General features: G+C 67.1%; 1 protein-coding gene. It reads left to right on the forward strand.

Features of this window, described 5'->3' with window-relative positions; all coding sequences use genetic code 11:
- Positions 1-185: 185 nt before the first annotated feature.
- A complete protein-coding gene (locus NMB38_RS17905; RefSeq protein ID WP_494354849.1) occupies positions 186-17357 on the forward strand; it encodes a BapA/Bap/LapF family large adhesin in 17172 nt (5723 codons plus the stop codon).
- Positions 17358-17365: the final 8 nt, after the last annotated feature.

The raw sequence follows: 17365 nt of genomic DNA on the forward strand, positions 1-17365 counted from the left end.
GATGCCTCACAAAAGGATTAACCCAGAAAGCCTCTGGTTGGTCTGAACACGGCTGCTATATCTCCTAAACGCCCATGCCTCGACTCACCAGTCGAGGTTGCCGCATCGCGTTCCAGAGGACCTGGTGCAGCAATGCCGGCCACATTCAGGCCGGGGGGGATCAGTCGACCAGCAGGGAGCACTTCATGGAAAACATCGTCGTCGCCGATAAGCAGTCCGCCGTCGCCACCCAGAATGCCTGGGGCAATATCAGTCTCAATGGCCCAGGCGTCGTGCAGATGCCCGTCGCCCCCGACCAGGTCGCCACCGTCACCCAACGCGGGCAGGATTTGATCGTCACGCTCAAGTCCGGCGAGAAGGTCACCATCGGCAATTTCTTCGCGGTGAATCAGGCTGGCGTTGGCAGCGACATGGTGTTCGTCGGCGAAGACGGTACCCTCTGGCAAGCCGAATACGACGCCCAGGCGTTCACCGGCTTCACCTTCAACGAAGTGGCTTCTCTGGACGAACTGGTTGCAGGCATCGGTACGGCGGGCGATGCCATGCCGACGTGGGCCATCGCAGGCCTGGGGTTGCTCGGCGTGGGCGGCGGCGCGGCGGCGGTAGGCGGCGGTAGTGGCGGCGGCGGCGGTGGTGGCGGTGGCGGTGCAGTGCCTGACACCACGGCCCCGGCGACCCCCATCGACCTGCTGGTTTCCCCGGATGGCCTGCGCCTGTCGGGGCGCGGTGAAGCGGGTGCGATCGTGAACATCCGCGATGCGGCTGGCAACCTGCTCGGTACCGGTACGGTCGGGGCCGATGGCAGCTTCGATGTAGCGCTCAACGCCCCCCAGATCAACAGCGAAAACCTGCAAGTGACCTTGACCGATGCAGCCGGCAATGTGTCTGCACCAGGCACCGTGACCGCACCGGATGCGACCGCCCCGCTGGCGCCAACCGAACTGGCGATCGACGCCCAGGGCACAACGCTTACCGGCCGCGCCGAGCCCGGTTCCACGGTGTCGGTCAGAGGGGCCGACGGCGTGCTGCTGGGCTCGGCCACGGCAGGGGCGGACGGAGTGTTCAGCGTTACCCTGCAACCGGCGCAGACAGCGGGCCAGGCGTTACAAGTCACGGCTGAGGATGCAGCGGGCAACACGTCCGCCGCAGCCGGTATTGCCGCTCCAGTGGTCGATGGCACCGATACTACCCCTCCTGATGCGCCCGTGGCGCTCGCTGTGTCCGCTGATGGCACGCGCCTTTCGGGCCGTGGGGAGCCCGGCACTACGGTCAACGTTCGCGACGCTGCCGGCAATGTGATCGGCAGCGGCGTGGTGGGGGCCAATGGTGCCTTCGAGGTGGTGCTCACACCCGCGCAGCTCGATAGCCAGAACCTGCAAGTTACCCTTACCGATGCCGCTGGCAACGTCTCTGCACCGGGCGCTGTCGTAGCGCCAGACCTCACGGCGCCGCTCGCACCGACCAACCTGGCCGTCGATGCCCAGGGTGCCACCCTGACCGGGCGGGCCGAGCCCGGGTCTACCGTTTCGGTACGCGGCCCCGGCGGCGCGTTGCTGGGCACCGCCATCGCGGGCGCTGACGGCCTGTTCAGCATCACGCTACAACCCCCGCAGACCACTGGCCAGGCCTTGGCCGTGAGCGCCACCGACGCGGCAGGCAATACGTCGCCGGCAGCCAACATCACCGCGCCCTTGGTCGATGGCGGTGACACCACGCCGCCGGATGCACCTGTGGATCTGGCGGTAGGCCTGGCTGGCACCCAACTGACCGGCCGCGGCGAAGCCGGCACCACCGTGCAAGTGCGCGACGCGGCAGGCAACCTGCTCGCCACGGGCACCGTGGGTGCTGATGGCACCTTCACCGTGAGCCTGGACCCCGCCGTCAAGGCCGGCAGCAGCCTCCAAGTCACCCTGACCGACGCGGCAGGCAACATTTCGCCAGCCGCCAGCGTGGCATCTCCAGATCTTGTGGGGCCTGAGCAACCCACCGACCTGGCCCTGGCCGATGGTGTCACCTTCACCGGGCGCGGTGAGCCAGGCGCTACCGTGCAAGTGCGCGATGCTGCCGGCACCGTGATCGGCACAGGCACCGTGGGCGCAGACGGCGCCTTCAGCGTCACTCTCTCCCCTGCCCAGGCCAACGGCCAGGCACTGGACGTACGCCTGATCGATGCGGCAGGCAATGCCTCGGCACCCTTGCAGTTCGATGCCCCTGACATCACCCCGCCAGAGGCGGTCACCAATGTGCTGGTTGGCCCGGGCGGCACCGTGATCGGTGGCCGAGGCGAGCCGGGTGCGACGGTCGAGGTGCGCGATGCGAACGGTACCCTGCTGGGCAGCGCTGTGGTTACCGCCAACGGCACCTTCCTGGTCAACCTCGACCCCGCCGTGCAACCCGGCGAGCAACTGAGCCTGGTGCAGACAGACCCTAGCGGCAACGCCTCGCCCGCAGTCGACTACGAAGTGCCCCTGACGCCAGCCCTGGAAAGCCCTGCCAACCTGGCGGTAAACGCCGACGGCACCGTACTCAGCGGTACTGCTCCGGCGGGCTCGCGCGTCGAGGTGCGCGATGCCAGCGGTGTGTTGATCGGCAGCGCCATCGCCAATGCCGACGGCAGCTTCAGCATCGACCTGAACCCCGCTCAGGCCAATGGCGAACTGCTGGATGTAGTGGCCATCGCCGACGATGTGTCATCGCTGCCCGCCCAAGTCACCGCCCCTGACATCACGGCGCCCACCGCCCCCACAGAGCTGGCGGTGAGCGCCGACGGCACCGTGGTCACCGGCCGCGCGGAGCCGGGCAGCACCGTGCGTATTCTGGCCGCTGACGGCACCGAGTTGGGCTCGGCGGTCGTCGGCGCCACCGGCGTGTTCAGCATTACGTTGAACCCTGCCCAAGTAGACGGCGAAGTGCTGCAAGCCACTGCCGCCGATGCTGCGGGCAACGTATCCCAAGCCAGCGTAGTCACAGCACCGGACATCGATGGTGGCGGTGATGTCACCCCGCCAGACGCGCCTGTGAACTTGGTCATCGGACTGGCAGGCAGCCAACTGACCGGTCGCGGCGAAGCCGGCACCACAGTGCAAGTGCGCGACGCGGCAGGCAACCTGCTCGCCACGGGCACTGTCGGCGCCGATGGCACTTTCACCGTCAACCTGGACCCCGCCGTCAAGGATGGCAGCAGCCTCCAAGTCACCCTGACCGACGCGGCAGGCAACATTTCGCCAGCCGCCAGCGTGGCATCTCCAGATCTTGTGGGGCCTGCGCAACCCACCGACCTGGCCCTAGCCGATGGTGTCACCTTCACCGGGCGCGGTGAGCCAGGCGCTACCGTGCAAGTGCGCGATGCTGCCGGCACCGTGATTGGCACAGGCACCGTGGGCGCAGACGGCGCCTTCAGCATCACCCTCTCACCTGCCCAGGCCAACGGCCAGGCATTGGACGTACGCCTGGTCGATGCGGCAGGCAATGCCTCGGCACCCTTGCAGTTCGATGCCCCTGACATCACCCCGCCAGAGGCGGTCACCAATGTGCTGGTCGGCCCTGGCGGTAACGTGATCGGTGGCCGAGGCGAGCCAGGTGCGACGGTCGAGGTGCGCGATGCGAACGGTACCTTGCTGGGCAGCACCGTGGTTACCGCCAACGGCACCTTCCTGGTCAACCTCGACCCCGCCGTGCAACCCGGCGAGCAACTGAGCCTGGTGCAGACAGACCCTAGCGGCAACGCCTCGCCCGCAGTCGACTACGAAGTGCCCCTGACGCCAGCCCTGGAAAGCCCTGCCAACTTGGCGGTAAACGCCGACGGCACCGTGCTCAGCGGTACTGCTCCGGCAGGCTCACGCGTCGAGGTGCGCGATGCCAGCGGTGCGTTGATCGGCAGCGCCATCGCCAATGCCGACGGCAGCTTCAGCATCGACCTGAACCCCGCCCAAGCCAATGGCGAACTGCTGGATGTGGTGGCCATCGCCGACGATGTGTCGTCACTGCCCGCTCAAATCACCGCCCCCGATATCACAGCGCCTGCCTCCCCCGCGGAGCTGGCGGTGAGCGCCGACGGCACCGTGGTCACGGGCCGCGCCGAGCCGGGGAGCACCGTGCGTATTCTGGCCGCTGACGGCACCGAGCTGGGCTCGGCGGTCGTCGGCGCTACCGGCGTATTCAGCATCACCTTGAACCCTGCTCAGGTAGACGGCGAAGTGCTGCAAGCCACTGCCACCGATGCCGCGGGCAATGCATCCCAGGCCAGTTCGGTCACCGCACCGGATATCGATGGCGGTGGCGATACAACGCCGCCTGAAGCGGCTTCCAACCTGGTCGTGGGTGTGGCGGGTACTCAGTTGAGCGGTCGCGGTGAAGCCGGAGCTACCGTCCAAGTGCGCAATGCGGCCGGTGACCTGATTGCAACAGGCACCGTGGCCGCCGATGGCACCTTCACTGTCAACCTGGACCCCGCCGTCAAGGACGGCAGCGACCTGCAGGTCACGCTCACCGATGCCGCGGGGAACGTGTCCCAGCCCGCGACCGTTACCTCCCCTGACCTGATTGCCCCGGCGCAGCCAACCGACCTGGCCTTGGCTGGCGGCGTGACCCTGACCGGTCGCGGTGAAGCGGGTGCCATCGTGCAGGTCCGTACCGCAACCGGTACCATGATCGGCTCGGCAATCGTGGGTGACGACGGCCTGTTCACGGTCACCCTCTCTCCTGCCCAGGCCAACGGCCAGGCGCTGGACGTGCGCCTGGTAGACGCAGCTGGCAACACGTCTGACCCGTTGCAGTTCGATGCCCCGGACATCACCCCACCCGAAGCCGTGACCAATCTTCTGGTCGGCCAAGGGGGGACCGCACTCAGTGGTCGTGGCGAAGCCGGTGCCACAGTTGAAGTGCGTGACATCGATGGCAATCTGCTAGGTCGCGGCGTAGTCACCGCCAACGGCACATTCCTGGTAAACCTCGATCCTGCCGCGCAGGCCGGTGAGCAACTGAGGCTGATTCAGGTAGACCCCAGCGGCAATGCTTCTATCCCCGTGACAATCGCGGTGCCGGCGACCAATCCACCCGCCAGCCCTGCTGAGCTGGCACTGTCCGAAGACGGTACCGCCCTCACCGGCACCGCCCCGGCAGGCACTCGGGTGGAAGTGCGCGGGGCGGACGGTGCGTTGCTTGGCAGCGCAGTCGCAGGCCCTGACGGCAGCTTCACCGTCGAGCTGGCACCCGCACAAGCCAACGGCGAATTGCTCGATGTGGTCGCGATCGACAGTGCAGGGCTTTCTTCCCTGCCCACCCAGATCATCGCCCCGGACATCACTGCGCCTGCAACGCCAAGCGAACTGGCCATCAATGCCGACGGCACGGTGCTCAGCGGACGTGGCGAACCCGGCAGCACCGTGCGTGTGCTGGCTGCCGATGGCACCACGGTATTGGGCAGCGCAGTGGTCGGCGCCACTGGCCGCTTCAGCATCACATTGAACCCGCCACAGGTCGACGGCGAGGTCTTGCAGGTCACGGCCACCGACGCAGCGGGCAACACCTCTGCTGGGGGTAATGTCACCGCGCCGGATATCGATGCCGTGGACAACACCCCGCCTGCACCTGCCACGGGCCTGGCCATCAACCTTGCCGGCGCGCAACTGAACGGGCGCGGTGAAGCTGGCGCTACGGTGCAGGTACGCGATGGCCAAGGCAATCTGCTGGCCAGCGGAACCGTCAATGCCGACGGCACCTTCCAGGTCAACCTGGACCCTGCGGTCAAGGACGGCAGCACCCTGCAAGTCGTGCTCACCGATGCCGCCGGCAACGCCTCCACCCCCGCCACCGTGGTCAGCCCCGACCTGCTGGCGCCCGCCCAGCCAACCGAGCTTGCCCTTGAAGGCGGCATCACGCTTACCGGTCGTGGCGAGCCTGGCGCAACGGTGCAAGTACGCACCGCTGGTGGGGCCGTGATCGGCACCGGCCTGGTGGATGCAAACGGCAACTTCAGTCTCACCCTGGCACCCGCGCAGGCCAACGGCGAAGCACTCGATGTACGCCTGGTGGACGCCGCCGGCAACGCCTCGACCCCGCTGCAGTTCGAAGCACCGGACATCACGCCGCCGGCTGCGGTAAGCAATGTCGTGGTGGGTAACGCCGGCTTGACCGTGGCCGGTCGAGGCGAAGCGGGCGCGCGCGTGGAAGTGCGCGATGCGACCGGCACTGTGATCGGCAGCGGCACTGTGAGTGGCAACGGGACCTTCCTGCTCGAACTCAACCCACCCGCCCAGCCCGGCGCACGCCTGAATCTCGTGCAGACCGACCCCAGCGGTAATGCGTCCGAACCGCTGCTGTTCGACGTCCCTCTTGTTCCGGCCCCGGCCAGCCCGAGCGGTCTGGTGGTGGCCGACGACGGCACCAGCATCAGCGGCACGGCCCCGGCAGGCAGCCAGGTGCAGGTACGTGATGCCGATGGCAACGTAGTCGGCAGTGTGGTGGTAGGTGCCGGTGGCACGTTCACCGTGGTGCTCAACCCGGCTCAGGCCAACGGCGAACTGCTCGACGTGGTGGCCATCGATGGCGCAGCAAACGCCTCCCTGCCCGTGCAGGTGACGGCGCCGGACATCACGCCACCAGCCATCCCCGGCGAGTTGCAGGTCAATGGCGACGGCAGCGTGGTCACGGGGCGCGCCGAAGCAGGCAGCACCGTGCGTGTGCTGGCCGCTGACGGGGTCACTGTGCTGGGGTCAGCCGTGGTGGGTGCAACCGGTGTCTTCAGCATCACCCTGAATCCGCCACAGGTCGACGGCGAGGTCTTGCAGGTCAATGCCACCGATGCCGCCGGCAATGCCTCGTTGCCAGGCTCGGTCACTGCGCCTGTGATTGACAACGGGGGCGACAACACGCCGCCACAACCTGCCACCGACCTTGTGATCAGTGCCAATGGCGCCACCGTTTCCGGGCGCGGCGAAGTCGGCACCACCGTGCAAGTGCGTAATGATCAGGGGCAGCTGCTGGCAAGCGGCACGGTACAAGCCGACGGCACCTTCGTGGTGCAGTTGCAGACGCCGGTGATTGACGGCTCGGCGCTCCAGGTCACCCTTACCGATGCAGCGGGCAACGTCTCGGCGCCAAGCTCGCTGGCCGCGCCTGACCAGGTGGCGCCGCTGCAGCCTGCCAATCTGGCGCTGGAAAACGGCGTGACCTTGAGCGGTACTGCCGAGGCCGGCGCGCGCGTTGAAGTGCGCGACGCCGCTGGCACCCTGATCGGCAGCGCCATCGCCCAGCCCGGCGGTACCTTCAGCCTCACACTCGACCCGCCGCAGGCCAACGGTCAGGCCCTGTCCGTGACCGTGACCGACGCTGCGGGTAACAGCTCGGTGCCGCTGGGCTATGTCGCCCCCGACATCACGCCGCCAGTGCCGGTCAGCAACGTGCAAGCAGGTGCGGGAAGCCTCGCCGTCGCAGGCAGGGGTGAACCGGGCGCCACCGTACAGGTGCGCAATGATGAGGGCCTTGTCATCGGCACGGGGACTGTCGCGGTCAACGGCACCTTCGTCGTCAACCTCGATGCGCCGCTGGCGGCCGGCCAGGCCATCTCGCTGGTGCAGACCGACGCAGCTGGCAATACCTCCACGGTGATAGACGTCACCGTTTCGCAAGCCCCTGTACCGGCCAGCCCGACCGATATCGTGGTGGCTGGGGACGGCACCTCGGTCAGTGGCACCGCACCGGGCAACGCTCAGGTTGAAGTACGCGATGCCCAGGGCAATGTCATCGGCACCGTGCAGGCCAACCCTGACGGCAGCTTCACCGTGGGGCTCACACCGGCCCAGGCGAACGGCGAAACCCTGGATGTGGTCGCCGTCGACGGCGACGGCACCCCCTCGCTGCCCGTGCAGATCGTCGCTCCCGACATCACGGCCCCCAATGAACCTACCGATCTGCAGTTGAACACCAATGGCAGCGTATTGACCGGACGGGGCGAGGCAGGGGCCACGGTGCAGGTCACCGATGCCGATGGCAACGTGCTCGGCACGGCTCAAATCGGTGCCAACGGCGTTATCAGCGTGCAGCTGACGCCACCACAAACCGATGGCCAGACCCTGGAAGTCACCGTGCGCGATGGCGCCGGCAACACCTCCAGCTCCACCCTCACGGCGCCTGATCTGGACGGCCCGCTGCAGCCTTCTGCGTTGGCCATCGACACGGCGGGTATCCACCTCACCGGCGTGGGTCAGGTCGGCTCGATCATCACCGTCCGCGACGCAGGCGGCGCTGTGTTGGGCAGCGCAACCGTGGGCGCTGACGGACGCTTCGACGTCACCCTGTCCGCTGCCCAGCGCAACGGCGAAAGCTTGAGCGTGGAAGCCACCGACAACCTGGGCAACAGCGCAGGGCCTGTACCCTTCACGGCGCCGGATACCACGCCACCTCAGCAGGTTACCGATGCGGTCATCAACGGCGCAGGCAGCGTGGTGAGCGGTACTGGCGAAGCCGGCGCCACGGTGACCGTACGCGCGCCGAACGGCGCCGTGCTGGGCTTCGCCCAGGTAGGCGGCAATGGCGCCTTCTCGGTCACGCTCGACCCCGCGCAGACCAATGGCCAAGTGCTGAGTGTCGAACAGCGTGATGCTGCCGGCAACCTGTCACAAGCCGTCGATCTGACTGCACCGGACAACGAACCGCCTGCCCTACCCGGCACCCTGCTGGTATCAGCCGATGGCACCCTCGTGACCGGCACGGGCGAGCCTGGCGCACAAGTCACGGTGACCGGTGTGGCTGGCATCGTGCTGGGCACTGCCGAGGTTCAAGCCGATGGCAATTTCAGCGTCACCCTGGTACCCGCGCAGCTCGGTGGCCAGGACCTGTCGATCATACAGACCGATCCTGCCGGCAACCCGTCCCCGGCGGGCACCGTGACGGCGCCCGACCTCGCACCGCCTCTGGCGGCTGTTGGCCTCTCGCTCAATGACGCCGGGAACGTACTGAGCGGTCAAGGTGAGGCCGGGACCACTGTCGAGGTGCGCGATGCCGCTGGCAATGTGCTGGGCAGCGTCGAAGTAGGGGTAGATGGCAACTTCGAAGTCCCTCTCACCCCAGCGCAAACCAATGGCGAAGTGCTGTCGGTGATCCTCATCGACGCACAGGGCAACCTGTCGCCTGCAACCACGCTCACGGCTGACGACAGCACACCACCGGCAACCGCTACGGGTCTTGTCATCACCCCGGGCGGCACTGCCATCCAGGGCGTTGGCGAGCCCGGCGCCACGGTGGAAGTACGGGGCGCTGGCGGCGCCGTGCTGGGCAGTATCCTGGTGCCTGAGGGTGGTAATTTCACCGTATCCGTGTCACCTGCGCAGCTCGATGGCCAGGTGCTGGATGTCGTACTGATCGACGGCGCCGGCAACGCCTCCTCGCCAGGACGGGTCACCGCGCCGGACATCACCCCACCTGCGCAACCCACCGGCGTGGTGGTCAGCGAAGACGGCACCACTGTGACCGGTAACGCGCCTGGCGCCCAGACCGTCACGGTACGCGACAGTGCCGGCGGTGAAGTCACTGTCCCGGTAGACGCCGACGGCGGCTTCAGCGTGACGCTGCCCACCGCGCAAAACAATGGGGAGACCGTCACCGTCGTGGTCACCGACCCGACCGGCAATGCATCGGTGCCGATCAGCGTGACAGCACCGGACAACACCGATCCGCTGCCAGCTACCAATGTCAGCGTGAGCCCCGATGGTACGACGGTCGGCGGCACGGCCGAACCTGGCAGCACGGTGGTCATCCGCAACCCGGATGGCTCCGAGCGCGGCAGTGATACGGCCGGCCCGGACGGCACCTTCGTGATCCCGGTCGACCCGCCCCTGAGCACGGGCGAAACGGTCGACGTGGTCGTGATCGACCCGTCCGGCAACGCCTCCACCGACGTGCAGCTGCAGGGCCCGACCGGTAACGAAGTGGCGGCCCCTAGCAACCTGGCGATCAGCGAAGACGGCTTCCTCCTGACCGGCCAGGGCACCGTCGGTACCTTGATTACCGTGACATCCGCCGGTACCACATTGGGCACGGCGACGGTTGGCACCGACGGCATCTTCCGCGTGTTCTTCCTCAATGCCCAGCTCAATGCGCAGAAATTGCAGGTCACCGCGCGAGCCACGGCAGGCGGCCAACCCTCGGTGCCAGCCACCGTGGTTGCCGAAGACACCACGCCGCCTGATGCACCGACAGGCGTGGCCATCGACCGTATCGGCAGCACCTTGACCGGCCAGGGGGAAGTGGGCGCTACCGTGCGTGTCAGCGATAGCTTGGGCAACTTCCTGGGCAGCGCGACCGTAGGCAGCAATGGCTTGTTCACGGTCAACTTCGTCCCGGCAGTGGCCAACGCCCAGAACCTCATCGTGACCCAGGCGGACGCGGCCGGTAATGTGTCATTGGCTGCGACCTTGCAGGCCCCCGATCTGCAGGCGCCTCTGGCTGCCAACAACCTGAGCTTGAACAACGCAGCCACGGTCGTCAGCGGCCAGGGTGAAGCCGGGGCGCTGGTGACGATTCGCGATGCCAGCGGCGCGGTACTGGCCACCGGCACCGTCAACCAGAGTGGCCAGTTCCAGATCACCCTGCCCAGTGCCCAGACCACCGGCAGCACGCTGCAGGTCACCCTCAGCGACGTAGCCGGCAACGTGTCGGCGCCGGCCAGCCTCGCGACCCCAGACCGCACACCGCCAGCGGCAGTGATCGACGCGCAGTTGAGCGGCGATGGCCGGCAGCTGTCCGGCAGCGGTGAACCCGGCGCCACCGTGCAGGTGCGCAACGCTTCCGGCACCGTGCTGGGAACCGCGACGGTGGGTGTGGATGGCCGCTTTACCGTGGTGTTCGATACGCCTCAGGCCAATGGCCAGGCCATCGGCGTCACCCAGGTCGATGCCGCCGGCAATACCTCGGTCGCCGTCAACCTCACCACGCCAGACCTCACGCCCCCTGCCGCCCTGACCAACGTGGTGCTTAACAACAACGGCCTGACCCTGACCGGCTTGGGCGAAGCAGGCGCCACCGTCAGCGTGCGCGGGGTCGACGGCACTATCCTCGGTACAGGACTGGTCGCGGCCAATGGCAGCTTTACCCTGACCCTGAACAGCGCCCAGCTCAACGCGCAGCGCCTGAGCGTCACCCAGACCGATGCGGGCAACAACACATCGGTGGCGGTTGCCGTGACTGCGCCGGACTTCACCGCCCCCGACGCGCCGGTCAACCTGCTGCTCGCCCCGTCGGGCATGCAGATGACCGGCAGCGCCGAAGCAAACAGCACGGTGACCGTGCGTGACAACGCCGGCAACGTGCTGGGCACGGCAGTCGCCGCCGCCAATGGTACCTTCCAGGTAACCCTCAACGCGCCCCAAACCAACGGGCAGGCCCTGCAGGTGACCGCCACCGACGCTGCCGGCAACGTTTCGACCGCTGCGCCCTATACCGCAGCGGACACCACGCCGCCAGCCGCCGTCAGCAACCTGGCCGTGTCCGCCGACGGCGCAAGCCTGGTGGGTAGCGGTGAGGCCGGTGCCACAGTGCGCGTCAGTGCAGCCGATGGCAGCCTGTTGGGCACAGCAGTGGTCGCAGCCGACGGTCGCTTCAACGTCAGCCTCAGCCCTGCGGCACTGGTGGGTGAAACCTTGAGCGTGGTGCAAGCCGACGCAGCACAGAACGTCTCGCCTGCCCAATCGATCAACGCCCCTGGGCCTTTGGCACCGGCAACCCCGGCAGACTTGGTCCTGGCCGCCGACGGCCTGTCGGTCTCGGGAACGGCAGCCAGCGGCACCACCGTCAACGTGTACGGCACCAATGGGCAACTCCTGGGCAGCAGCCCGGTGGCCAATGACGGCAGTTTCACGGTCAACCTTGGCAGCCCGCAGGCCAACGGCGAAGTGCTGCTGATCGCCGCTACTGGCACCGACGGCGCGGTATCGCTACCTGCCACGCTGCAGGCGCCGGATACCACGGCGCCGCTGCTGCTCACCGGCCTGGTGCTGTCTGGCGACGGCCTGGTCGTGACCGGCCGCGGCGAACCGGGCGCTACCGTGACCATCACTGGCGAAGGTGGTGTCGAACTCGGCACCGCCGTGGTCGATGCCGCTGGCAACTTCAGCGCCACGCTGGCCACGGCACAACTGGACGGCGAGCTGCTCAATGCCAGCCAGGCCGATGTGGCCGGTAACGAATCGAACAGCGTCAGCCTTACCGCGCCAGACCGCACAGCGCCAACACCTGCACAGGACTTGGCCTTCGCTGGCGGTGGCAGCCTGCTCAACGGGACAGGCGAGCCAGGCGTCACCGTGCGGGTGATCGCTGCCGACGGCAGTGTGCTGGGCACCGACACCGTGCGTGTCGATGGCACCTTCCAGGTCAACCTCTCTGCGCCTCAGGCCAACGGGCAACAGGTGCAGGTGCTGCTGACCGACGCCGCCGGCAACCAATCGGGCGCCAGCGTCATCACCGCGCCCGATACCACGCCGCCAACCGCACCGGCAGAGCTGGCGGTTTCCAGTGACGGCGTCACCATCACAGGGCGCGGCGAAGCCGGCGCAGCAGTGACCGTCACCAATGCAGCGGGTGAGGACATCGGCAGCGCCATTGTCGATGCCAGCGGCAACTTCACGCTGACCCTCGACCCGCCGCTCACCAACGCCGAAGTGCTGAGCTTCACCCAGGCCGATGCGGCCGGTAATGTCTCGCCGGTCGCCACCTTGCAAACGCCTGATTTCACCCCACCAGAGCCATTGACGCAGGTAGTGATCAACGCCGATGGCAGCGTGGTCACCGGCTTTGGTGAGCCGGGATCAACGGTAACCGTCAGGGATGCAGCGGGCGTGACGCTGGGCACGGGCCCGGTCCTGGCCGACGGCAGCTTCCGTGTGGACCTGTCGCCGGCTCAGATCGATAACCAAGTGCTTTCCGTGCTGCAGGCCGACCCACCCGGCAACGTCAGCGAGGCGGTCACGGTGCAGGCGCCAGACCTGACGCCGCCAGCAGCGGCGACCGAGTTGCGGCTCAATGCGGCCGGCGACACCCTCGGTGGCGTCGGTGAAGTGGGCGCCACCGTGCGGGTGTTCGTGGGCACGACACAGATCGGCACGGGTGTGGTGAGCGCCGCAGGCACCTTCACCATCGCCCTGCAAACCCCGCAGCTCAATGGCGAGCGCTTGCAGGTGACCCTGACCGATGCTGCCCAGAACGTCTCGCCGGTCAGCACCCTGACCGCACTGGACATCACGCCCCCTGAAGCAGTGGTGGCGACCATCAACAGCAGCGGCACCCAATTGGTCGGCACAGCCGAAGTCGGGGCGCGCGTGACGGTGCTCAACAGCCAGGGCGATCTGGTAGGCCAGGTTGTCGTCGCCGCTGACGGCCGTTTCGTGGTGGCACTGACGCCGGCACAGATCAACGGTGAAGTGCTGACCCTCATCGCCCAGGACGCCACCGGCAACCCATCGCCGGGGGTGCAATTGCAAGCGCCTGACCTCACCCCACCGGTGCAGCCGGGCGACCTGGTGCTCGATGCCACCGGCCAGACCCTCACCGGCACGGCCGAAGCCGGCACCACCATCAGCGTGCGCGGGCCGGACGGTGTCGAAGTCGGCACTGTGCAGGTGGCGGCGGGCGGTGCCTTCACGATCGCCCTGGATCCAGCCCAGGACAACGGCCAGCTTCTGACCGTCGTCTCCATCGACGCAGCAGGCAACACCTCACTCCCGGCCACCTTGCTGGCCCGGGATACCTCGCCGCCCGATGCCGTCACAGACCTGGCGGTGGACAACACCTTCACCGTGATCACGGGCCGTGGCGAGCCAGGCGCAACCGTTACCATCAGCAAAAACGGGACGGTGATCGGTACCGGTGAAGTCAGCGAGGCCGGGACCTTCCAGATCGTCACCAGTCCGCCTGCCGGCTCGGTGGCGTCGCTGGTGGTCTACCAGACCGATGCGGCGGCCAATACGTCTGCCAGCATCACCTTTGTCACGCCGTTGGCACCCCCTCCTGTACCACCTACCAATGTCGTGCTGGCCAGCGATGGCCTGACTTTGTCGGGCAATGCGCCTTCGGGAACAGGCATTCGGGTATATGACGCGGCAGGCAATCAGATTGGTGTCGGCGGCGCCACCTTGAACGGTACGTTCAGCCTGCAACTGACGACTGCACAGCTCAACGGGCAGCAACTGACCGTCACGGCCGTTGCCTTGGTTGGCGGCGAATCGCAGCCGACCTTCGTGGTGGCGGCAGACATCACCCCGCCTGCAAACCCTGTCATCGCCGCGCTGTCGACCAATGGCCTGGTACTGACCGGCACCGGCGAAGCGGGCGCAACCGTGACCGTGCGCAGCGCCGGCAATGCGGTGCTGGGCACCGGGCAGGTCAACGCCGCAGGCGAGTTCAGCATCAACCTCAATGCACCGCAGTTGAATGGCCAGGTGCTGAACGTCAGCCAGACCGACGGGGCGGGCAACGCCTCTGGCAGCACGGCCTTCACCGCGCCTGACCTCCAACCACCGGCTGCGCCGACCAACGTGACGGTCAACGGTGCAGGCACCGTGCTGACCGGCAACGGCGAAGCAGGCGCTACCGTTACCGTGCAAGGCCCAGGTGGCCAGGTCGGTACCGGTGTGGTGCAGGCCAACGGCACCTTCACCATCGCCCTGACCTCGCCGCAGAACGATGGGCAACTGCTGGTGGTGCGCCAGACCGATGCCGCCGGCAACCTGTCCGGCAGCGCCAGTGTGCTCGCACCCGATACTACGCCGCCTGCCGCGCCGATTGCCACCATCAACCCCACCGGCACCGCCGTCAGCGGCTCGGGCCAGGTCGGCAGTACGGTACAAGTGCGCAACGGCGCCGGTACGGTGCTGGGCACCGCCACGGTCGGCAGCAACGGCCTGTTCGTGGTCAGCCTGGCGGCCGCGCAGATCGACAACCAGGCGTTGTCGATCACGCTCACGGACGCGGCAGGCAACGTTTCGACGCCCACCGCGTTGACCGCGCCGGACTTCACCCCGCCAGCGGTCGCCGGCAACCTGCAGGTCAATGCCGACGGTACCAGCCTGACCGGTACCGGCGAGCCCGGCGCCACCGTCACCGTGCGCAGCGCAACCGGCACGGTGCTGCAAACCGGTACCGTGCAGCCTAACGGCAGCTTCACCGTGGCCTTGAACCCACCACAGGACAATGGCCAGCTGCTGTCGATCACCCTGAGCGACCCACGCGGCAACGTGTCGGGCAACGTCACCGTCACCGCGCCCGATGTGGACGCCGATGCGCCGGTCATCGCCAGCGACAACCTGGCGACCGCCGTGGTCAACCTTGCGCCCGTCGTCAGCAGCCATACCTACCAGGACTCGTTCAGCACCCTGCTGGCGGGCTTCAGCAAGACCTTTACCTGGACAGTGGGAGCAGGCACAACGGCGGATCCAACGCTGACGCTCAACACGGGCAGTGCCCTGGCCCTGCTGGACAACGCCACCTTCACCTTGCAGGTGAAAAATGCCAGCGGCGCCTGGGTGACGCTGGCGACCGGTAACAGCCAGGGCTTGCTCGACCTGGTATTGCTGCCGCTGGGCCAAGGCCTGCGCGTGGACATTGGCGAGCTGCGTGCCGGTGACTACCGGCTGACCGTGGGCAGCGGCGGTATCGGCCTGCTGACCACGGTCAACACCACGTTGCAGGTCGATACCACCAGCCTGACCCAGTTCACCGGTACGGGCGCAGCGACGTCCGGCAACGTCGTCACCGATGTGGGTATCGACGGCACGACCGATGCGCGTGGGCCGGACAGCGACGCGGTGCTGCAAGTGCTCAAGGGCGGGAGCTACGTGACCGCTGGCAGCGCTACCACCGTGCAGGGCCAGTACGGGACCCTGGTAATACGGGGCGATGGCAGCTACACCTATACCCCCAACGGCAGCCCGAGCAGCGTCGGCAAGGTGGATGTGTTCAGCTATCAGCTGGTGCATCCGAACGGCAAGTCCGACACGGCCAACCTGTACGTGCGCATCGACAGCCCACAAGCCACCGAGGTGTGGAGCAACACCAACTATGCAGCGCCCGCCACCGTAGTGGACGCGGTGAATGACGTCGACAACACCAACATCAGCCTGGTGAACCTGCAAACCAGCAGCACCACCACGTTCTCACCGCTGTCCTTGCCGGTGCTCGGTACCCGCTCGGCCACGTACACCACTACCGTGGCAGCCAACACCACCGCTGATGTACAGGTAGTGCTCAATTCTGCCAACCTGCTGACCCTGCTCAACGGCACCACGCTCGAGCTGCTCAAGCTCAACCCGGCCACAGGGCAGTACGTGACGGTGCAGACCGTCGGCGGTGGTTCACTGGTCACTCTGCTGGGCGGGGGAGCGGGCTACACCTTCCAGAACCAGGGCGCCGGCACCTACCACGTGCGGGTCACCGCAGGCGGCATTGGACTATTCAGCTCGCTGACCACCACGGTCAATGCCACGGCCACTCACCTCAATGAGTTCGTGGTAGGCAGCTATACGCCGGTCACCGGCAACCTGCTGACCGACGGCGCGGGCGCCGACAACCTGGGCTCGCCCCTGACGGTGCTGAGCGTGCTGACGGCGGCGAACACCTTCACCATCCCGGGCTACAACGGGGCCATCGTCCAGGGCAGCTACGGGACCTTGGTGGTGCAGGCCGATGGCAGCTACGCCTATACCCTCGATGCCGGCCTCAGTTCGTCGGTGATCGGGCAACAAGAGGTGTTCACTTACGAGCTGACCCACCCCAACGGCACTACCGACACCGCCACGCTCACCATCAACCTCGACCCGGTCACAGGCTTTGCCGCCACCGCTGCGATCATGGCGGACACCGGTGACGAGGGCGCGGCGCTGGCCGGTGTCGCCACGGTCGCTGCCAGTGAGGTGATCGCCGGCACCGATGGCGATGACACGCTGGTGGCCAGTGCCGGTAGCGCGGTCACGCTCGACGGAGGCGCCGGTAACGATACTCTGGTGATCAGCGACCAGGGCTTTGCCAGCCTCAACGGGGGAAGCGGTAGCGACACGCTGCTCTGGAATGGCGGTGATGCCAGCATCGACCTGGGCAACCTGGTCGGTCGGGTGCACGAGATCGACACCATCGACCTCAACGACACCAGCGCAGTGACTCTCACATTGACCCTGGCCGACGTGGTGGCGGTTACCGACAGCGCCAGCGACACGCTGATCATCAAGGGGGATGACAGTGACTCGGTTCACATGACCGACACCTGGAGCAAGGTGGGGAACCAAACTGCCGACGGTATCGACTATAACCAGTACACGGCTCAGGAGGATCCGAGTCACCATTTGTGGGTGCAAAGCGGTATCCATGTGGTCTGAGGCCGCTG

The organism is Pseudomonas sp. FBCC-B35 (assembly GCF_059133755.1).